Genomic DNA, 19,876 nt, shown 5'->3' with positions numbered 1-19,876 from the left:
AAATTATTTAACGTGCTATGGCGACGTTATTAAGTAGGGTAAAGGATCCTAAATCTATTAACTAGTTATTTTTAAAAATATACCAATCATGTGATATTGATATAATCACTTTCTAGTGTGGTTTCAATTTGAATGGGATGGTTGGAATTAATGTTCTAGAACTTCTAGAATAAAGCTTAGATAAAATAGGATTTATGCATGCTCCTTATTTTACGTTATGTGATTAAATATATATTCAATTTATGAATATATAGTACGAATTATATATAAGATTATAGACTTTTTTGTGGAGCAGTTGCTGAAGATACGTCCCTTCAATTTGAAGATCGAAAAACTTATGTAATTTCAGTACTGTGCGAAGTAGAAGTTAATGGTATGAAAAGAGTTGATTTTATAATAGCGAGTAATAATGAAACTCAACCCGCTCAAGTATATTGGAGATATCATCTATCGAATTAAACAACACTTTTCTCACCGAACTTGTTGAATACCTATCGCGAGAACGGCAGATAAGATTCGTAATAATTGAAGCACGTACGGGAAGCTACAAGCTCAAACGCTAAAACCAATTTTGAGATTGTAGAGAATAAAATACTTTTTTGATAAAGTAGCTGTAAAAACCATCCTATTTTTAGATGTTCGAATTTTTTGGAATTTATTTAATTCCTACTTTGCTAAGCAATGTAACTATTTTAATCTATGTTGGTTACAGTCAATGAATTAAATCGTTTTCTGGGCGGGTCGTCAGTTTTCGATTCTGTCGTATTAATCAGTGATCTAAGTTTTGATAATTTTGTTTTATTACTGCAAATTTTGTGTCAATCGATAAAAATTATTCAATTTTATACGTTATTAGTAAAGAGATGTTGCAATAAATTACTCTGTATACATAGTGATTATAAATATCTCAGAATATATTGACTTTATTAACAGAAACTTAGGTTAGATAAATTTTATTTTTAATTAATGAGGTATATTCTCCTCAGGTGGTAGTTATTATATTCAAACGGTTTATACTAAGAGTGTACCCTCTGATCCCTTTGGTTGAGTTAGTCTAAGTATGAGAGATGCTCATTAGCTTGTATAATTCATAAAAAAGGGAATTGCTTTGTAAATTGTGTGTCATATTAATGAGGAAGGTGCCATCGCGGTGCCACGAGTGCTAAAATACAATAGTAGGGCGGACTTTATTTATTATTTAAGAGAAGGATGGTAGTCATTTCCGTGTTGTTCGTTTATCAAAATCGGTTGGGCTTATGAATGATTGGTGTGTTGACCTATTTGGGATTAAAACAACTGCATAATCTCTTTTTTCACTATCTTAATGATTAAGGTATAAAAGCCAATTTCTGGAAGTGTAATCATCATCATAGTCGTCATTCTTTGTTGATAGACAGTTTAACAAAAGAAAGTTATTTAGAAAATTCTAGACGGAGAAATAAGTGTGGGTGCAGAGTGGAATCGTTTATCTATGTTATTAGATACCTTTTTAATTATACTTGAGGAGATTGGATTATCTGAAGAAATTTGTCCCGTTCAAAGTGTATAAAATCATATTAAAAAAGCTGATAAATATAGCCTTAAATGAATCATCGTTCATAAACGCTCTTAAAGTTCCTCTATCCGAAGGGATGGAAATTATTGCGTAAGTAAGTTACGGATTGTTTTGGAAAAATTTAGAATTCACTTTTGATTACTTCGTAATCGTATATTAAACAATGATTGGAGCCATATTAAATGATATAATTCCACTTTTCCTAGAATCCCAGAGGAAAATATTCGGGCTACTATTGTCTCTTAGGCTCAGGTAAAATGCGCTATAGCCAATTAAGGAGCGTTTGAATGTATGATCCTAATCTCACAATAGAAGCTTTTGATCCTGAGCTTGCTGAAGTAGTCCGGGGAGAAGAAAAACGACAAGAAGAGCATATTGAATTAATTGCTTCAGAAAATTATGTAAGCCCTTTGGTATTAGGGCTCCAAAAGTCCGTGCTAACAAATAAATATGCAGAAGGCTACCCTAATAAACGTTATTATGGCGGTTGTGAGTTCGTTGATGTCGCTGAACAGTTGGCTATTGATCGAGCAAAGGTTCTGTTTAAAGCTGATTACGCTAATGTTCAACCTCATTCCGGTTCTCAAGCTAATGCAGAAGCATACATGGCGCTGATGAATTCGGGAGATACATTGTTGGCTATGGATTTATCTCATGGAGGACACTTAACTCATGGGGCTTCAGTAAGTTTTTCAGGCAAATTTTATAAAGCCGTTCACTATGGACTAAATGTAGAAGGTGATATTGATTATGATCAAATAGCCCGATTGGCAAAGGTACATAAACCTAAAGTTATTTTGGCAGGATTTTCGGCTTTTTCTGGGATAGTAGATTGGAAACGCTTCCGTGCAATCGCTGATAATGTTAGTGCCTATTTTATGACTGATATTGCACACGTAGCAGGTTTAGTAGCAGCTGAAGTTTATCCTTCTCCCGTTAATATTGCAGATGTGACGACTGCCACTACTCATAAAACACTTCGGGGACCCCGTTCCGGGTTAATTTTAGCTAAATCAAATCCTAAATTAGAAAAACGTTTAAATTCAGCAGTTTTTCCTGGATTACAAGGCGGACCTTTAATGCATGTGATCGCTGCAAAGGCTGTAGCGTTTAAAGAAGCTATGCAACCGGAATTTAAAACTTATGCGCAGCAAATTTTAAAAAATGCTCAGGCTATGGCTACCGTGATGATAGAACGTAATTACGTTGTTGTCTCAGGCGGCACTCAAAACCATATGTTTTTAGTGAGCTTATTGGATAAAGATATATCAGGTAAGGATGCGGAGCTGATAATTGGTCAAGCCAATATCACCGTTAATAAAAACACAATACCTGGAGAAATTCGTTCATCGTTTGTAACCAGCGGCCTTCGAATTGGAACACCAGCTGTTACTACACGAGGTTTTAAAGAAAAAGAAGTTTCTCAACTTGCTCATTGGATTTGCGATATTTTAGATAATCCGGCCAATGGGAATGTAATTGTGGATATCAAAGAGAAAGTAAGAGAATTAACTCAGAAATTTCCAGTCTATAGTCGAGAAACGGTATTGCGCTAATGTACTGCCCCTTTTGTAATGCTGAAGACACTAAGGTGATTGATTCTCGATTGGTGGAAGAGGGTGCTCAAGTGCGTCGTAGGCGGGAATGTTTAAAATGTCAAGAACGCTTTACTACTTTTGAAATGGCTGAACTAAACTTACCGCGGATTATTAAACAGGATGGTCGGCGGAGTACATTTGATAAGGAAAAGCTACGTGCAAGCTTATTGAAAGCTTTAGAAAAAAGGCCTATTAGTGTGGAGCAAATTGAATCTGCTGTTCAACGTATTATGCATAAATTGCGAGCAAGCGGAGAATGTGAAGTAAGTTCGCAGTGGGTAGGTGAATTAGTGATAGAGGAACTACGGGCTTTAGATGAAGTTGCTTATGTGCGATTCGTTTCAGTCTATCACAGTTTTCAAGACATTAATGCATTTCGGGATGAAATTCGTCGTTTGAGAAGACAGCAAAAAAAATCTAATGAAAAATAATAAACGTCATAAAGCACGGCGCTATGCCCTGCAAGCCCTCTATCAATGGGTTTTTGGACAAACGCAAGAGGGTACTTTAATTAACCAATTTTTGGAAGAAAATGATATTTTAGATTCAGATCTTCTTTATTTTAAAGATTTGGTAACGGGAACGATCCAGCATGTTGCTATTATTGATGAATTGATAGCCACGCATTTAGATCGCAATATTAGCGTTTTAAACCCCGTGGAACTCGTAGTATTACGTTTATCAACATACGAATTGCTTTACCGGAAAGATGTGCCCTATAAGGTAGTGATTGACGAAGCATTAGAATTAGTGAAAGAATTTGGTGCTCAGGAAGGCTATAAATATGTAAATGCGGTTTTGGATGTATTAAGCAATCAAATAAGAAAATAGGTATAAAATGCCAAGAGGTCGCGGACCGCATGGTCCAAAAAAATTCCGAAAGCGAAATCGAAATAAAAGGTGATAATCATTATTTAATCATTATTAGTGGATTCCTGGTGTGTGAATCCTTATTAATCTGAAGATTATAACATAGACAAAGCTTTCAAGTTTTATCTGTTTTGTTTATGGAGCAGAGTGTCAACTAATTACTGTGCTCTACTCAAGATTAGAATATATGTTTTTTGAATAGCTTGGACTTTAAAAACGATGCTTTACTCAAGACGGAAATTAGGATAACTAGAATAATAAATAGTACTGACATTCAAAAATCGAAGCATTCAAAACTGCTTTCTGTACGCCAGTGTGATTGAAAAAGTAGTATCTTGAGCGGGAACATAAATAATTGGAATGACAGAAAAAGATCTGTTAAATCTGAATTGCTTATTATACCTAAAAAGCAAAGGAAATTGTTTCGTACTCTTTAACTGAAAAAAAAATGAGTAGAGCTTTTAGTGACAGTAAGCTCATAATACAGCACTTTCTATAGTCGAATACAAAGTGCACAACGAAACCATTTTATGAATTTTGGGAAATAATAAAGCGAGGAGTTAGTATTAATCTAGACGAGCATCTTTAATTAGGATAGAGCAAAATATTACTTCTTCGTTATTACAACTTAAGTAGTTTCTTTTAATAACTAAACTATAAGATAATTTACTTATATTAGTGTTGGTAAAAACATGATTAAGTTTTTTTAATTTTTAATACGCAGAAAAGAATTCAACTAGCTATAAGATTTCTTAAAAATAGATAGAATGATATCATCAGGAAATGACTCTATCCGAATTTTCAATTATTGAAACCTATTTTCGACGAAAAATTAAAGAAAGACATGTTATATCAGGCGTTGGAGATGATGCGGCTGTAATAGAAATACCAGCTGATCAACAAATAGTGACTTCAATAGATACTCTTGTGAAAGATGTTCATTTTTCAGCTGGTACTTCACCACGCGATTTAGGTTATAAGGCATTAGCAGTTAATCTCAGTGATTTAGCAGCAATGGGAGCAAAACCTGATACCGCGTTGTTAGCGTTGACCTTGGAAAAGATTAATAAAAAATGGCTTGAGGATTTTTCAGAAGGATTTTTTTCTTTAGCAGAACAATACAGAGTTTCTTTGATAGGAGGAGATATAACAGCAGGTCCGCTTTGCATATCCGTAGTGGTTAATGGAATAGTTCCGAGGGGAAAAGCTATTTATCGAAGTGGAGCAAAAGTAGGCGATTTAATTTATGTGACAGGAACGATAGGAGATGCTAGTCTGGCATTAGATTTATTAAATAAAAAATACAAAAAAATTGATCTCTTTTTATTAAAACGATTACATTGCCCATCGCCCCGCATTAAAGTAGGATTGGTTTTACGAGGCATTGCGAGTGCAGCAATTGATATTTCAGATGGATTGATATCAGATCTAGAAAAAATTACCTTCGCTAGCAAAGTGGGCGCTAGAATTTATGCAGATCGGCTTCCTTTATCTGAAAACTTAAAACAATATTGTGGGTTAAAAAAAGCATGGAATTATGCTCTGGCATCAGGAGATGACTATGAACTTTGTTTTACAGTACCAAATAAAAAGACTTCTAAATTAAAAAGACTTTTTAAGAGCTTAAATTGTGAATGTCAGTGCATTGGTGAAATTATAGAAGAAACAGTTGTTTTAGTAATGGATGATCAAAACCAACAACTCAAGATAATTAAAAAAGGTTATGAACATTTTCGAGGAAAAAAATAATACTCCTCGCAGTATATGGACAAATCCTGTGGAATTCGTTTCTTGTGGATTTGGGGTAGGTGCGATGCCCTGGATTCCAGGCACGTTTGGCACAATGTTGGGCGTAGTTTTTTATTTTTTTTTAAGTCAATTTTCTTTACTTACCTATAGCATTATAATATTTATTCTTTTTATTTTTGGAGTGATTATTTGTGATATTACGAATCGTCATTTTGGAGCTTTTGACCATCCAGCGGCTGTCTGGGATGAAGTAGTTGGATTTTTATTTGTTATGATTGCTATCCCCAAAATTTGGTATTTCATTTTAATGGGTTTTATTTTATTCCGCACATTCGATATTTGGAAACCCTGTCCTATTAGGTGGCTTGAAAGAAATATTAAAGGCGGTTTTGGTGTTATGATTGATGATACCATGGCTGCTTTATACGCATGGATAACTTTAAATATTATTGTCAACGTCTTTAAATATTTGCTAATGATAAAGTAATATTTGAAGTAATCCTTAAAACAATAATCCTTGAAAAAGGTTATTATTAAATTGATGAGTTTATGAGGGAGTCTGGAGTCTACTGAAAAACCTATTTTCTTTTTCACTATTTTTTATTTTTTGGCTCTTTTTCAATAGTATATGGAACGGTTTGATCCTTTTTATGGAAGTAATATTCGATCATTACACCATTTGCTCTAAAATTTTATCTCTAGGCGGTCGTGATAGTAACTGTAAGTCACTAAAAAAATTTATTTAAGATGTATTTTATTAAGATGTATATTGATTAATTATTTCCGTTGATTTAAGGGAATTACATGCCGCTCTTTTTCACCCATATACAATTGACGAGGGCGAGCAAGAGGGTGATTTGAACTCATCATTTCTATCCAGTGAGAAATCCAGCCAACAGTTCTCGATAAAGCAAAAATTACTGTAAACATGTTGGAAGGAATGCCAATAGCATTTAACGTGAGACCTGAATAAAAGTCCACGTTGGGATAAAGTTTCTTTTGAACAAAATAGTCATCCTCTAACGCAATTTTTTCGAGTTTTCTTGCTAATTTAAATAGTGTCTCGTTTTGTTTGCCTGCCACATTCAACACTCTATGACAAGTCTGCTGCATTACTTTTGCTCGCGGATCATAATTTTTATAAACACGATGGCCAAAACCCATCAAACGGAAAGGATCGTCTTTGTCTTTTGCTTTTTTGATGTACTTATTGATATTTTTCTCATGGCCTATCTCTTGGAGCATATTAAGACAAGCTTCATTAGCCCCTCCATGTGCCGGTCCCCACAAAGCACTAATTCCTGCTGAAATACATGCAAAAGGATTAGCACCAGTAGAACCTGCTACACGGACCGTAGTAGTGGAAGCATTTTGTTCATGATCGGCGTGCAATATAAAAATTTGATCCATGGCGCGAATTAAAACAGGATCTGGTAAATTTTTTTCATGAGATGTCCCAAACATCATATGAAGAAAATTTTCAGCGTAGGATATATCCTGCCGCGGATATATAACTGGTTGACTTATTGAATATTTATAGCTCATTGCAGAAAGAGCAGGCATTTTTGCTATCAGATGAATAGCGGACAATTCTCGATGTTTGGGATTTTTAATATCGAGAACGTTATGATAAAATGCCGATAATGCCCCAACCGTAGAAAGTACCATAGCCATTGGGTGAGCATTGTGTTGGAAGCCATCGAAGAAACGCATTACTTGTTCACAAACATTAATATGTTCTTTAAAAAAGCAAACAAATTTTTCTTTTTGATTTTTATTAGGTAATTTTCCATACAAAAGTAAATGACAAACTTCCATATAATCACACGATTCTGCTAATTGATCGATTGGGTAACCTCGATACAATAAAATACCTTTTTCACCATCAATAAAAGTAATTTTTGATTCACAGGTAGCAGTTGAATAAAAACCTACATCTAAAGTATAAACACCAGATGCACCCAGATTTTTTATATTTATAGCATCTTTACCTAAGATAGGGGATTGCACGGGAAATTCAACGGATTTATTACCAAAAGAGAGTTTTACCTTAGATGTACTCATGGATACTCCTCATACTGGACAATGATTAATATATAATCCTCAGTCTGATTTCCAAAGATTGATCGATTACCAATTGTAAGAAAAATTTTTTTGAATTGATACTTAAAAAAGTTACTTCTTTCTTACTTTCCTTACTTATAATAAATTTCGGTTTGTGTTCTTTCAATATTATCGTTATAATTCATCCACCGTGCGTGAATAGACAAAGTACTGTAGAATGACCATTTAATTAAAAGTAGTTTCTAAATGGGGTGATGGGATGCATGCCGAACGGCCAGCCAATCTTGATCTGACTAAACTTCATTTTCCACCGATGGCCATTGTATCGATTTGCCATCGAATTTCTGGTTTTATTCTCTTCTTATTTATGCCTTTAATGTTTTATCTTCTACATCAAACAACACTATCGGAAGTCTCATTCTGTGATTTTCAACAATTACTTACCCGTAATTACTGGTTAAAAGTTGTTTTGTGGATCACACTCTCCGCGACTTTATTCCACTTATTTTCTGGTATACGCCACTTAGCAATGGATCTTGGTCTTTGGGAATCAATCCATGAGAGCCGTATCACAGCCTATACGGTTTTCGCAGTTTCATTTATCACCATTGTATTAGCGGGAGTATGGATATGGTAGATCGGACAAGCTGGCGTGGTTACAATGACTGGTTTGTGCAACGCATTACTGCTTTGTTAATTGGTATTTATACTTTTTTTCTCATTATTTTTCTGCTTGTACATCATCCTATTTCTTATATGCAATGGCATATCTTATTTACACATTTAACCATGAAAATTTTTACCTTACTGGTGATTTTTAGTGTGCTATGGCATGCATGGATTGGCATCTGGATAATTTTTACCGATTATATAAAAAATAAACCAATTCGATTAATATTAGAGACAATTATTTGCTTGCTATTGACTACTTATTTTATATGGGCCATTAAATTTTTATGGATAGTGCATTGAGGTAAATATGAATTCTATTCAAGTTAAAGAATACGACACCTTAATTGTAGGTGCTGGAGGCGCTGGATTACGTGCTGCTTTGGAAATGGCACAGTCACAAGAATATAAAGTAGCTGTTGTTTCAAAAGTGTTTCCTACTCGATCTCACACCGTTTCTGCTCAAGGAGGCATTGCAGCAGCTTTGGGTAACGTAGTTCCTGATAAACCAATATGGCACATGTACGACACCGTGAAAGGCTCAGATTATTTAGGTGATCAGAATGCCATTCAGTACATGTGTGAACAAGCGCCCACTTCAGTTTATGAATTAGAACATTATGGCTTACCTTTTTCGCGCTTAGGTGATGGTCGTATCTATCAACGTGCTTTTGGTGGGCATACCTGCGATTTTGGAAAAGAAATGGCGCTTCGTACTTGCGCTTGTGCTGACCGAACAGGTCATGCGATGTTACATACGCTCTATCAAAAAAATATCGAAGCCGGAACTCACTTTTATAGCGAGTGGTATGGAATCGACTTAGTTCGGGGAATCAAAGGCGGGATTGTAGGTCTGATTGCCCTAAACATGGCAACGAGTGATTTATTTTTTTTTAAATCTCGAGCAACAATTTTTGCGACTGGTGGTGCGGGTCGTATTTATGAAACTACCAGTAACGCGTATACAAACACTGGGGATGGTATTGGCATGGCACTTCGAGCTGGATTGCCCGTACAGGATATGGAATTTTGGCAATTTCATCCCACAGGGATTTACGGAATCGGGTGTTTGATTACTGAAGGTGCTCGTGGTGAAGGCGGATACCTTATTAATAAAAATGGTGAGCGTTTTATGGAACGTTATTCACCGCATTTAAAAGATCTCGATTGTCGAGATGTTGTTTCGCGTTCTATTTTACAAGAGATCATGATAGGAAATGGGGTAGGTCCAAAGAAGGATTACGTTTTATTAAAACTGAATCACATAAAGGAGCAAGTATTGCGAGAGCGTTTGCCAGGTATTATTGAGCTCTCTGAAAAATTTGCTAATGTTAACATAACTAAAGAACCAATACCTGTTTTACCCACCTGTCATTACATGATGGGCGGTATTCCTACAACCATTCATGGACAAGCCTTAACCATGGATGAAAATGGTAACGATCAAGTAGTTGAAGGTATGTTTGCTGCCGGTGAGTGCGCTTGCGTATCTGTTCATGGGGCTAATCGGCTAGGAACGAATTCTCTATTAGATTTAGTTGTTTTTGGTCGATCAATTGGTTTATATCTGAAAGAAGTGTTGAAGACGAAATTAAAGCATCGTACTGAAAATACCGATGATGTTGATGCTATTCTAGCTCGTCTCAAACGTTGGGAAAAGTCGGAAAATACAGAAAATCCAGTGATAATTCGTCAAAAAATGACGAAAGCTATGTCAGAAGATTTTGGTGTTTTTCGAAATGAGAAACAAATGGATCGAGGATTAAAACGTTTAAAAAAATTACAAGAGCAATTACGGCGAGCAAAATTGATGGATACCAGTCGGATATTTAATAATGCACGGGTGGAGGCACTAGAACTTGATAATTTAATCGAAGTGTCTTGCGCAACGGCTGTTTGTGCTAATCAGCGTAAAGAAAGCCGAGGCGCTCATTATCGCTATGATTATAGTAAGCGTGATGATGTTAATTGGTTAAAACACACGGTTTATTTTCGAGATGGGCGTATTGCTTATCGTCCCGTTAATATGAAACCCAAGGGAATAGAACCATTTCCACCTAAAGCGAGAAATCATAGGGTATGAATAAAATATGAACAAGAAGTCTCGAATAATGACATTTTTGATAAAGCGTTTTAACCCCGAAACACATAAAAAACCTTATATTCAGAACTATCAATTAGATGTTTCTGTGATACCAGGGAAAATGTTACTTAATGCTTTGGAAGCAATCAGGGAAAAACACCCAGATATCGGCTTACGTCGTTCGTGTGGTGAAGGAGTTTGTGGGTCGGATGGAATGAATATTAATGGTAAAAATGGTTTGGCTTGTGTGACGCAATTAAAAACTTTACCAGATCAAGTAGTAATTCGGCCTCTGCCAGGTTTTCCTATTATTCGTGATTTAATTGTTGACATGGAGCAATTTTATGCTCAGTATAAAAGGATAAAACCCTATCTTCTCAATAATCACGAGACCCAGAAAAAAGAGCAATTACAATCCCCTGTCGATCGCGCAAAATTAGATGGGCTCTACGAATGTATTTTGTGTGCTTGCTGTTCGTCTTCTTGTCCTTCTTATTGGTGGAACCCTGATAAATTTATTGGTCCATCTGGGTTGCTGTGGTCTTATCGATTTATTGCTGATAGCCGAGATACTAGGAAAAGAGAACGCTTAGATTCAATGAGAGACCCTTACAGTGTTTTTCGTTGTCGGACCATTATGAATTGTGCAACTGTATGCCCAAAAAATCTTAATCCAGCAAAAGCAATTCGAAAAATTCGTACGGAGATGCTGTGTGAAATAGAAAGTAGAAAGTAGTAAGTGAGTTTATTGCCTTAAAAGTTGAACAACTTGTATAGAAGAAAATAAAAGATTATGCAAAAAAAAACCTTAATGGAGCAATTTCAAAAAAGCTCCTATTTAGCTAATAATAACGCTGGTTACATTGAAATGCTTTATGAAAATTTTCTTAGAGACCCCAACAATGTTAATAAAGAATGGCGTCATTATTTTCGATCCTTATCGAATAATACTGCTGTATTAGACATTTCACATTCTAGTATCCAAAAAGAATTTTTTGAGTTATCAAGTCAAAAAGCCTATACTATTCCGAGTGTAAAACCTACTTCTAATCAAACAGCTGTTGATTTATTGATCGAGGCTTACCGACAATTTGGTCATCTTAACGCGAAGATTAACCCACTTGAGAGGGACGATCGTCCGATAGATCCTCGCTTAGAATTGAATCATTATGGCTTAACAAAAACTGATTTTAAAGAAAAATTTACTACTAATGGTTTTTTAGATAGCTCTCATGTGACTCTAGAGGAAATATATAACCGTTTACGTGAAATTTATTGCGGTTCTATTGGTGTGCAATTCAATACATGTTCTAATGAGCAAGAGCGGAGTTGGTTGCAGCACTATGTAGAACATCAGCTAAATCGCATTGATTTTAATAAAAGAAATATTTTACAGCAATTGGTGGCAGCAGAAACCCTTGAAAAATATCTCGATACAAAATATGTAGGTCAAGTTCGCTATTCTTTAGAAGGCAGTGAAAGTTTAATTCCCTTATTAAATGAACTGGTTAAACGGGCATGTGGAAAAAAGTTAAATGAAGTAGTAATTTGCATGGCACATCGTGGTCGGGTTAATGTGTTATTAAATATTATGGGTCAATCGGCTTCCGAATTATTTCAGGAATTTGAAGGCAAAAAGGATTATGGTTTGATATCAGGAGACGTAAAATATCACCTTGGTTATTCTCAAGATATAAAAACAGATGAAGGCCCGATGCGTTTGTCATTAGCTTTTAATCCTTCACATTTAGAATTTATATGTCCTGTTGTTATGGGATATGTGCGTGCACAACAAGAAAAACAAAATGGACAAAATCCAGATTACGCGATGGCCGTCATGATTCATGGAGACGCTTCATTTGCAGGTGAAGGTATTGTCATGGAAGTGCTTAACATGTCGCAAACGCGAGCTTATTATATAGGGGGTTCTATTCATATCGTTTTGAATAATCAATTGGGTTTTACTACTAGTAATCCCAAGGATGCACGATCCTCCCTGTATTGTACGGACATAGCTAAAATGTTGGATGCACCTGTATTTCATGTTAATGGCGATGATCCTGAAGCTGTGATTGCAGTTACCCAATTAGTATTAGATTATCGAATGAAATTCCATAAAGATGTCTTTATTGATCTTGTCTGTTATCGTCGACATGGTCATCAAGAGGTAGACGATCCAGTACCTACTCAGCCTGTAATGTACAAGATTATTCAAGAACACACTACCACTCGAGCAATTTACGCAAAAAGACTTATTAACCAAAAGATTTGCACTTCCGAAGAAATAGACGAGTGGACGGAAAAATATCGCACTTGTCTTGACGAAGGACGACAAGTGGTAGAGACTCTTCCTGATAGTTTGTCGGTGCATTATTGTGCGGCTAATCCGACTCCTTGCCTTGGTCAAGAATGGACTATCATGATGGATACGGCCATTTCATTGAAAAAATTAAAAGCAATCGGAAAAAAGCTCACCACATTGCCAGATACACTTAAACTGCATCGAAAAGTGGCTGCTATTTATAAATCAAGACTTGAAATGGTCAGAGGTAAAGTTCCCATAGATTGGGGTTTTGGAGAAATGATCGCCTACGCCTCTTTATTAGAAGAAGGGCATTCGGTGAGATTGGTAGGACAAGATTCCCGACGGGGTACTTTTTTCCACCGTCACGCTGCCGTATTTGATCAGGATACCGGAAAAAAATATGAGCCTTTAAAACATTTAAAGGCTCAACAAGCAAAAGCTTATATTTACGATTCTTTGCTGTGTGAAACTGGTTCGTTAGGATTTGAATATGGTTATTCAACTGCGGATTTGCAGTCATTAATTATTTGGGAAGCACAATTTGGTGATTTTTCCAACGTGGCTCAAGTGATTATTGATCAATTTATAAGTTCAGGATGGCAAAAATGGAATCGCCTCTCGGGTTTAGTGATGTTTTTACCACACGGCTACGAAGGTAAAGGTCCTGAACATTCTTCAGCCCGGTTAGAGCGTTACTTGCAACTGTGCGCTCAGAATAATATGCAAGTATGCGTTCCTACAACACCGGCACAAATTTTCCATTTATTACGACATCAAGTATTATGCCCCTATCACAAACCTTTAATTGTTATGACGCCAAAGAGTTTATTGCGTCATAAATTGGCAGTTTCCTTGTTAGAAGATTTAACTCATGGTCAATTGAAATTGATCATTCCCGAAATTGATAAGCAGAATCCAAGAAAAGTAAAACGAGTTGTACTTTGCAGCGGAAAAGTTTATTACGAGTTACTAATTAAGCGGCGTGAGAATAAGAATAAATTAAATGATATCGCTTTAGTTCGCATTGAACAATTATATCCATTTCCTTATGATGAATTAAAAGCGGAACTCAAAAAATATTCTGAAGCAGAGAAAGTAATTTGGTGTCAGGAAGAACCTAAGAATCAAGGTGCTTGGTTCTACACTCGCCATCGACTCGCAAAATGTTTGCAAGATAATCAAATATTAGATTATGCAGGACGGCCTGCTTCTGCTGCAGCAGCTACTGGTTATCTGGCACTTTATTTAAAATCACAAAAGAAATTGATTAATAAGGCTCTAGGACTCAAAGAGGAAATTTAACATGACTATAATTGAAATTAAAGTTCCTACGCTCCCGGAATCTGTTACCGATGCTACAGTGGTAAAATGGTATAAAAAAGAGGGTGACTTTATTTTTCGGGATGAGAACTTAATCGACTTAGAAACTGATAAAGTAATGTTAGAAATTCCAGCACCAAAAGATGGCATTATTAAAAAGATAAAAGTTAAAGAGGGAATGATCGTTAAGGAAAAAGAAATTCTGGCAATTTTGGAAGAAGAAAGAGGGGGATATTTAGTTAAGAATAAAGAAAAAGAAGAAAAAGATAGAGTAGAGAAAAATGAAGAAGAGAAAAGAACCCATAAAAAATCCGGAGAAAATAAAGGTGATCTTAGTCCTGCCATACGTCGATTGATCTCTGAACAAGGTCTTGACGTTAGTAAAATTGAAGGAAGTGGAAAAAAAGGGCGAATTATGAAAGAAGACGTTGAAGATTATTTAAAAAGTCAAAAAGAAAAGTCTGATTCAAAAGAAGCCGAAAAAGAAATTGAAAAGAGGGAACGAACAGAAAAACGCGTACCTCTTTCTCGTATTCGGAAACGTATCGCGGAACGTTTAGTCCAAGTACAGCAAGAATCCGCGTTGTTATCTACCTTTAATGAAATTAATATGAAACCAGTAATGGACTTACGAAAAAAATACCGTGATGCATTTGAGAAAAAACATAAAGTTCGTTTAGGGTTTATGTCGTTTTTTACAAAAGTTTCAGTTGAAGCGTTAAAAAGATTTCCAATGGTAAATGCTTCAATTGATAGGAGCGAAATTATTTATCACAATTACTACGACATTGGAATTGCAGTAGGTACGGAACGTGGCTTGATAGTCCCTATCCTCAGAAATGCAGAAAATATGAGTATGGCCGATATTGAGAAGCAAATCAGGGAATATGCCTCTCGGGTTCAAGAAGGACGTTTGGGTATTGATGAATTAACAGGTGGAACGTTTACAATTACTAATGGAGGAACTTATGGATCTCTATTATCCACGCCAATCATTAATCCTCCTCAAACTGCTATTTTGGGGATGCATAAAATTGAAGACAGGCCTGTTGTAGAAGATGGCCAGATCATAATTCGGCCAATAATGTTAGTGGCTTTATCTTACGATCATCGCGTCATCGATGGTCGTGAAGCGGTATTATTTTTAGTAACTATTAAAGAATTACTGGAGGATCCGACCAGATTGGTGTTGGGAATATGAAAATTTTCCTCACACCTAGTGCTCTCTTTTTGGAAGTCTATATGTGTGAGGGACGAAGAAAAAAGACAAATAAATATGAAATTACATGAGTATCAATCAAAAAATCTATTAAAAGAATACAACATTCCCGTACCTCCGGGTGAAGTGATTTTTAATCTGGAAGCAGCCGTCGATGCAGCCAACAAAATTGGTGGTAATTGTTGGGTAATTAAAGCCCAAGTGCACGCAGGTGGTCGTGGAAAAGCAGGTGGTATTCGTTTAGCTAACGATAGAGAAGAATTAAAGTCTGCTGTAAAAAACTTACTAGGGACGCGCTTAGTTACCTATCAAACAAACAAACGTGGGCAACCGATAAATCAAATTTTAATTGAAAAAAAATCAAATATCATTCGAGAATTATATTTGGGTGCGTTGATTGATCGCTCTTCTCAGCTGATTGTTTTTATAGCTTCCGCAGAAGGTGGGATCGAAATTGAGAAAGTAGCGAAAAAATCCCCTGAGAAAATTTTAAAAATAATTGTTAATCCTATAGTTGGATTACAACCTTTTCAAAGTCGGCAATTATTCTTTGGTCTAAATTTAGATCCTGTTCACATGCAATCATTTACAGATATTGTTATCAGACTGTATCAACTATTTATCGAGCGCGATCTGAGTTTATTGGAAATTAATCCTCTTGCAATTACCGATTCAGGAAAGCTTCTTTGCTTAGATGCAAAATTAGATGTGGATGATAATGTGCTTTATCGTCAGTCTGAACTTCGTAAAATGCGTGATACAACCCAAGAAGATGAATACGAAACTTTAGCGCGACAATGGGAATTAAGTTACATTAAATTAGATGGAAACATTGGTTGCATGGTAAACGGTGCAGGACTCGCAATGGCTACAATGGATCTTATTAAGTTGGCGGGCGGTGAGCCAGCTAATTTCTTAGATGTAGGTGGAAGTGCCACTAAAGATCGAGTAGCTAAAGCTTTTAAAATTATCGTCTCAGATAAAAATGTTAAAGGAATTTTCGTGAATATATTCGGCGGAATTGTTCGATGTGATTTAATCGCTGAAGGCATTATTAGTGCAGTAAAAGAAATAGGTGTTTATGTTCCAGTGATTGTTCGTTTAAAAGGGAACAATGCTCAATTAGGAGCTAAGAAACTTGCAGAAAGTGGTATAAACATCACTGCTGAAAAAAGTTTTTCAGGTGCCGCGAAAAAAATTATTCAACAAATAAAAAGACAGAATAATGAGTATTTTAATTAATAAAGAAACAAAAGTAATTTGTCAGGGTTTTACGGGAAAAAATGGTACCTTCCACTCCAAGGAAGCATTGCAATATGGAACAAAAATAGTAGGTGGTGTGACGCCTAGGAAGGGAGGGCAAACACATTTAGGACTGCCTGTCTTTAATAGCGTACATGAAGCTGTAGCAAAAACAGGCGCTGATACCACTATGATTTTTGTCCCAGCACCTTTTTGCAAAGATTCTATTATTGAGGCAATCGACGGAGGAATAAATTTGGTAATTTGCATTACTGAAGGAATTCCTGTTCTCGATATGCTGATCGTTAAAGCTTATCTTAAACAACATCCTAATGTACGTTTAATTGGGCCAAATTGTCCTGGAGTTATTACACCAGGAGAATGTAAAATTGGGATTATGCCAGGGCATATTCATCAACCTGGCAAAGTCGGTGTTGTTTCTCGCTCTGGAACTTTGACTTACGAAGCCGTAAATCAAATTACACAATTGGGATTTGGTCAAAGTACCTGTGTTGGCATTGGAGGTGATCCTATTTTTGGAACCAGTTTTATTGATGTCTTAGTGTTGTTTGAGAAGGATTCCCAAACAGAAGTCATAGTGATGGTGGGCGAGATTGGTGGTACAGCAGAAGAAGAAGCGGCGGATTTTATTAAATCCAATATAAAGAAACCGGTAGTTTCCTACATTGCTGGAATGACTGCGCCCTCCGGTAAAAGAATGGGACATGCGGGAGCTATTATTTCTGAAGGAAAAGGAACGGCAGCAGATAAATATGCAGCTTTAGAAGCAGCTGGTGTTTTTACTGTCAAATCACCTGCTGAAATTGGTCAAGGGGTTGTTGCAGCAACGGGACTTTCTGCTATACGGTAGTTTCATCAATAACATTTTAAGCTAATTAAGTAAATTACTTGAATCAATAATATCTCACAGTCATTCATTGTATGTCTTAAGAAGGAGATGTATGTTTAATAGACGATGGTATAATATATGCTGGTCAGGATTTTCAGCATAAATTTCGTGTGCGGCGTTTAGCTGAAGTTTTTTATACAATTTCAAATTGCGCCTTCTGAGAATGCTTTTACTAAGTCTACGGTGTTATTCAGATGAGAGTAGGCAATGTAGAACTTAATTGAAAACTGCGAGCGGGGTTTGGGGTTATGACTCCTTAATTCACCAATACTTTGTATTAATTGTACTTAGTTAAAAAATGATAAAACGCATATTGAAGGTTCCTTTTTTTAAATTTTAATTTCCTCTTCCTTACGTAAAGTAAAAACCTCGTAACCATCTTCAGTCACTGCGAGTGTATGCTCCCATTGAGCTGATAAACGTCGATCTTTAGTGACAACTGTCCAATCATCGTTGAGCAATTTAATGTGACGTTTGCCAGCATTAATCATAGGCTCAATTGTAAATGTCATGCCTGGTTCTAAAATCACTCCTGTTCCAGGTATACCATAATGAAGAACTTGTAACTCAGGCTCGTGGAATACGCTACCTATACCATGACCACAGTATTCTCGAACAACAGAGTAATGATTTTTTTCCGCATGCATTTGGATAGCAGCACCGAGATCACCTAGCCGTACTCCTGGTTTGACCATGGAGATTCCAATATAAAGACATTCTTGCGTAATACGAATAAGCCGCTTTCCATGATTTGAAATTTTACCTACAGCAAACATTTTGCTTGTGTCTCCATGGTAGCCATTTTTTAGAACAGTCACATCAATATTAATGATATCACCTTCTTTTAATTTTCTATCGTTGGGAATCCCATGACATACTACATAATTGACTGATGTACAAATAGATTTGGGAAATCCCAAATAATGCAATGAAGCAGGAGTGGCTTTCTGAACATTTGTGATGTAGTCATGACAAATCATATTAAGCTCATTAGTGGTAACTCCGGCCTTTACATAAGGCTCAATCATTTCAAGCACCTCAGCCGCTAAACGGCCAGCAACGCGCATATTTTTCAACTCTTCAGATGTTTTAATTGATATTGACATTTGTTAGAAGTATAGAGGTGTTATTCCAAAAGATGCAAGATTCCATTAGAACTCCATTACTGAGCTTCCATTCTATCATCTTTATTTAATTTGTGGTATACTAACACAACGGTTATCTAGTGAACATTATAGTAAACTGAATATTATAGTAAACCAAATAAATATATGCTACGGCATTTTGGTACTTTCTAACTCAGGTTGTATTGTGGGATATATGGAAGTTTTAGCCCGGAATAAATATGACTCCCTGACTTCCGGAGATTTAAATATGACTGATATAACTATGCGTCAAATGTTGGAAGCTGGCATTCATTTTGGTCACCAGACTCGTTACTGGAATCCCAAAATGGCTCCTTATATTTACGGAGTTTGTCAAAAGATCCATATCATTAATCTTGAAGAAACATTGCCTCTTTTTCAGGAGGCAATAGCGTTTGTTAGGAATATAGCTTTGAAAAACGGGAAAATTTTGTTTGTAGGCACTAAATTTGCAGCTCGCGAAATTGTGAAAGAAGAAGCTATTCGTTGTGGTATGCCTTATGTGAACCATCGTTGGCTAGGAGGCATGCTGACTAATTATAAAACCGTTCATCAATCGATTAAACGTTTAAAGGAACTCGAAGAGTATTTAAAAAATGAAGATAATCTTATAGGAATGACTAAGAAAGAAATCTTGAATTTGGTGCGTGAGGAAGGAAAATTGGGGGCTAATTTAGCTGGCATTAAAAATATGGGTAGCTTACCAGATGTTTTGTTCGTTATAGATGTAGGTCATGAAAAGATTGCCATTCAAGAAGCTAAACGCTTGAGCATTCCAATCGTAGGTGTAGTTGATACGAATGAAAACCCTGACAACATCGATTATGTTATTCCTGGTAACGATGATGCTATTCGTGCTATTCGACTCTACTGCAAAGCACTGGCTGACGTCATTATTAATGCTCGTGGTATTTTAGACTTGAAAAAAGAAGAAGAGCCTAAAGAAGAAGAAAAAAGTAAAATAAAAACTAAAACCAAAGTGAAAAGAATAATAACCAGAAAGACAAAATTAGCTGAGAAAGTTGGAAATAATGAAGAAAATCAAGCAGCTCATCACCAAGAAAAAATTGAAGCAGAACGGGCGGGGCAGTAGTTGGCCTTCTTCGCGAAAAAAGAAGATCCAATCCCCCAATGTAGGTAAGATCGG

At 36.1% G+C, this 19,876-nt stretch carries 16 protein-coding genes; 14 read left to right on the top strand and 2 right to left on the bottom strand.

The features are described 5' to 3' along the window. The first annotated feature begins 1,842 nt into the window (after positions 1 to 1,842). From glyA to ONG85_RS00390, 5 genes are all read left to right on the top strand, one after another. A complete protein-coding gene (gene glyA / locus ONG85_RS00410; protein WP_264435620.1) occupies positions 1,843 to 3,111 on the top strand; it encodes a serine hydroxymethyltransferase in 1,269 nt (422 codons plus the stop codon). Next, complete coding sequence (gene nrdR, locus ONG85_RS00405; protein WP_264435619.1) at positions 3,111 to 3,584, top strand: transcriptional regulator NrdR; 474 nt, start codon at positions 3,111 to 3,113, stop codon at positions 3,582 to 3,584. The genes glyA and nrdR overlap by 1 nt, the downstream gene beginning before the upstream one ends. Next, on the top strand, positions 3,574 to 3,984 hold the full coding sequence (gene nusB, locus ONG85_RS00400) for a transcription antitermination factor NusB (RefSeq protein WP_264435618.1): 411 nt from the start codon (positions 3,574 to 3,576) through the stop codon (positions 3,982 to 3,984). Before nrdR ends, nusB begins: the two co-directional genes overlap by 11 nt. An 822-nt stretch (positions 3,985 to 4,806) precedes the next feature. After that, positions 4,807 to 5,772, top strand: coding sequence for a thiamine-phosphate kinase (gene thiL / locus ONG85_RS00395; protein WP_264435617.1), 966 nt, complete (start codon positions 4,807 to 4,809; stop codon positions 5,770 to 5,772). Further along, positions 5,747 to 6,259, top strand: a complete 513-nt coding sequence (locus tag ONG85_RS00390; RefSeq protein WP_264435616.1) for a phosphatidylglycerophosphatase A family protein — start codon at positions 5,747 to 5,749, stop codon at positions 6,257 to 6,259. Before thiL ends, ONG85_RS00390 begins: the two co-directional genes overlap by 26 nt. A gap of 290 nt (positions 6,260 to 6,549) precedes the next feature. Here ONG85_RS00390 and gltA read toward each other — a convergent pair whose 3' ends face one another. After that, entirely contained in the window at positions 6,550 to 7,836 is a 1,287-nt protein-coding gene (gltA, locus tag ONG85_RS00385; RefSeq protein WP_264435615.1) for a citrate synthase, read from the bottom strand. A gap of 259 nt (positions 7,837 to 8,095) precedes the next feature. Here gltA and sdhC point away from each other — a divergent pair, with 259 nt between their 5' ends. The 8 genes from sdhC (at position 8,096) to sucD (ending at position 17,545) form a co-directional block, all read left to right on the top strand. Continuing rightward, positions 8,096 to 8,473, top strand: a complete 378-nt coding sequence (gene sdhC / locus ONG85_RS00380; protein WP_264435614.1) for a succinate dehydrogenase, cytochrome b556 subunit — start codon at positions 8,096 to 8,098, stop codon at positions 8,471 to 8,473. Beyond that, positions 8,461 to 8,808, top strand: a complete 348-nt coding sequence (gene sdhD / locus ONG85_RS00375; RefSeq protein WP_264435613.1) for a succinate dehydrogenase, hydrophobic membrane anchor protein — start codon at positions 8,461 to 8,463, stop codon at positions 8,806 to 8,808. The genes sdhC and sdhD overlap by 13 nt, the downstream gene beginning before the upstream one ends. A gap of 7 nt (positions 8,809 to 8,815) precedes the next feature. Further along, positions 8,816 to 10,588, top strand: coding sequence for a succinate dehydrogenase flavoprotein subunit (gene sdhA, locus ONG85_RS00370; RefSeq protein ID WP_264435612.1), 1,773 nt, complete (start codon positions 8,816 to 8,818; stop codon positions 10,586 to 10,588). 7 nt (positions 10,589 to 10,595) lie between these two features. Continuing rightward, positions 10,596 to 11,324 carry a succinate dehydrogenase iron-sulfur subunit gene (locus ONG85_RS00365; RefSeq protein WP_264435611.1) on the top strand — a complete coding sequence of 243 codons (729 nt, stop codon included), beginning with the start codon at positions 10,596 to 10,598 and terminating at the stop codon, positions 11,322 to 11,324. Positions 11,325 to 11,381: 57 nt separating this feature from the next. Beyond that, positions 11,382 to 14,195, top strand: a complete 2,814-nt coding sequence (locus ONG85_RS00360; RefSeq protein ID WP_264435610.1) for a 2-oxoglutarate dehydrogenase E1 component — start codon at positions 11,382 to 11,384, stop codon at positions 14,193 to 14,195. Position 14,196: 1 nt separating this feature from the next. Next, positions 14,197 to 15,414 (top strand): 2-oxoglutarate dehydrogenase complex dihydrolipoyllysine-residue succinyltransferase, encoded by a 1,218-nt coding sequence (gene odhB / locus ONG85_RS00355; protein WP_264435609.1) that lies wholly within the window; start codon positions 14,197 to 14,199, stop codon positions 15,412 to 15,414. A gap of 75 nt (positions 15,415 to 15,489) precedes the next feature. Then, positions 15,490 to 16,674: an ADP-forming succinate--CoA ligase subunit beta gene (gene sucC / locus ONG85_RS00350; RefSeq protein ID WP_264435608.1), complete on the top strand. Its 1,185-nt coding sequence runs from the start codon at positions 15,490 to 15,492 to the stop codon at positions 16,672 to 16,674. Beyond that, complete coding sequence (sucD, locus tag ONG85_RS00345; RefSeq protein WP_264435607.1) at positions 16,658 to 17,545, top strand: succinate--CoA ligase subunit alpha; 888 nt, start codon at positions 16,658 to 16,660, stop codon at positions 17,543 to 17,545. The genes sucC and sucD overlap by 17 nt, the downstream gene beginning before the upstream one ends. A gap of 368 nt (positions 17,546 to 17,913) precedes the next feature. Here sucD and map read toward each other — a convergent pair whose 3' ends face one another. Continuing rightward, positions 17,914 to 18,690 (bottom strand): type I methionyl aminopeptidase, encoded by a 777-nt coding sequence (gene map, locus ONG85_RS00340; RefSeq protein WP_264435606.1) that lies wholly within the window; start codon positions 18,688 to 18,690, stop codon positions 17,914 to 17,916. Between the two features lie 268 nt (positions 18,691 to 18,958). Here map and rpsB point away from each other — a divergent pair, with 268 nt between their 5' ends. Then, on the top strand, positions 18,959 to 19,822 hold the full coding sequence (rpsB, locus tag ONG85_RS00335; protein WP_406566719.1) for a 30S ribosomal protein S2: 864 nt from the start codon (positions 18,959 to 18,961) through the stop codon (positions 19,820 to 19,822). Positions 19,823 to 19,876 lie beyond the last annotated feature (54 nt).

Source organism: Coxiella endosymbiont of Dermacentor marginatus, from assembly GCF_907164955.1.
Classification (GTDB): domain Bacteria; phylum Pseudomonadota; class Gammaproteobacteria; order Coxiellales; family Coxiellaceae; genus Coxiella.
The sequence above is the reverse complement of the archived record's forward strand: the minus strand, read 5'-3'. Positions and strand labels throughout refer to the sequence as shown.

Excerpts from the sequence above, each read along its gene's own strand:
- ONG85_RS00390 (WP_264435616.1), top strand. The coding sequence starts at position 5,747 with ATGAACATTTTCGAGGAAAAAAATAATACTCCTCGCAGTATATGGACA.
- nrdR (WP_264435619.1), top strand. The coding sequence starts at position 3,111 with ATGTACTGCCCCTTTTGTAATGCTGAAGACACTAAGGTGATTGATTCT.
- sucC (WP_264435608.1), top strand. The coding sequence starts at position 15,490 with ATGAAATTACATGAGTATCAATCAAAAAATCTATTAAAAGAATACAAC.
- nusB (WP_264435618.1), top strand. The coding sequence starts at position 3,574 with ATGAAAAATAATAAACGTCATAAAGCACGGCGCTATGCCCTGCAAGCC.
- sdhD (WP_264435613.1), top strand. The coding sequence starts at position 8,461 with ATGGATATGGTAGATCGGACAAGCTGGCGTGGTTACAATGACTGGTTT.
- sucD (WP_264435607.1), top strand. The coding sequence starts at position 16,658 with ATGAGTATTTTAATTAATAAAGAAACAAAAGTAATTTGTCAGGGTTTT.
- map (WP_264435606.1), bottom strand. The coding sequence starts at position 18,690 with ATGTCAATATCAATTAAAACATCTGAAGAGTTGAAAAATATGCGCGTT.
- thiL (WP_264435617.1), top strand. The coding sequence starts at position 4,807 with ATGACTCTATCCGAATTTTCAATTATTGAAACCTATTTTCGACGAAAA.
- sdhC (WP_264435614.1), top strand. The coding sequence starts at position 8,096 with ATGCATGCCGAACGGCCAGCCAATCTTGATCTGACTAAACTTCATTTT.
- glyA (WP_264435620.1), top strand. The coding sequence starts at position 1,843 with ATGTATGATCCTAATCTCACAATAGAAGCTTTTGATCCTGAGCTTGCT.
- sdhA (WP_264435612.1), top strand. The coding sequence starts at position 8,816 with ATGAATTCTATTCAAGTTAAAGAATACGACACCTTAATTGTAGGTGCT.
- gltA (WP_264435615.1), bottom strand. The coding sequence starts at position 7,836 with ATGAGTACATCTAAGGTAAAACTCTCTTTTGGTAATAAATCCGTTGAA.
- ONG85_RS00360 (WP_264435610.1), top strand. The coding sequence starts at position 11,382 with ATGCAAAAAAAAACCTTAATGGAGCAATTTCAAAAAAGCTCCTATTTA.
- rpsB (WP_406566719.1), top strand. The coding sequence starts at position 18,959 with ATGACTGATATAACTATGCGTCAAATGTTGGAAGCTGGCATTCATTTT.
- odhB (WP_264435609.1), top strand. The coding sequence starts at position 14,197 with ATGACTATAATTGAAATTAAAGTTCCTACGCTCCCGGAATCTGTTACC.
- ONG85_RS00365 (WP_264435611.1), top strand. The coding sequence starts at position 10,596 with ATGAACAAGAAGTCTCGAATAATGACATTTTTGATAAAGCGTTTTAAC.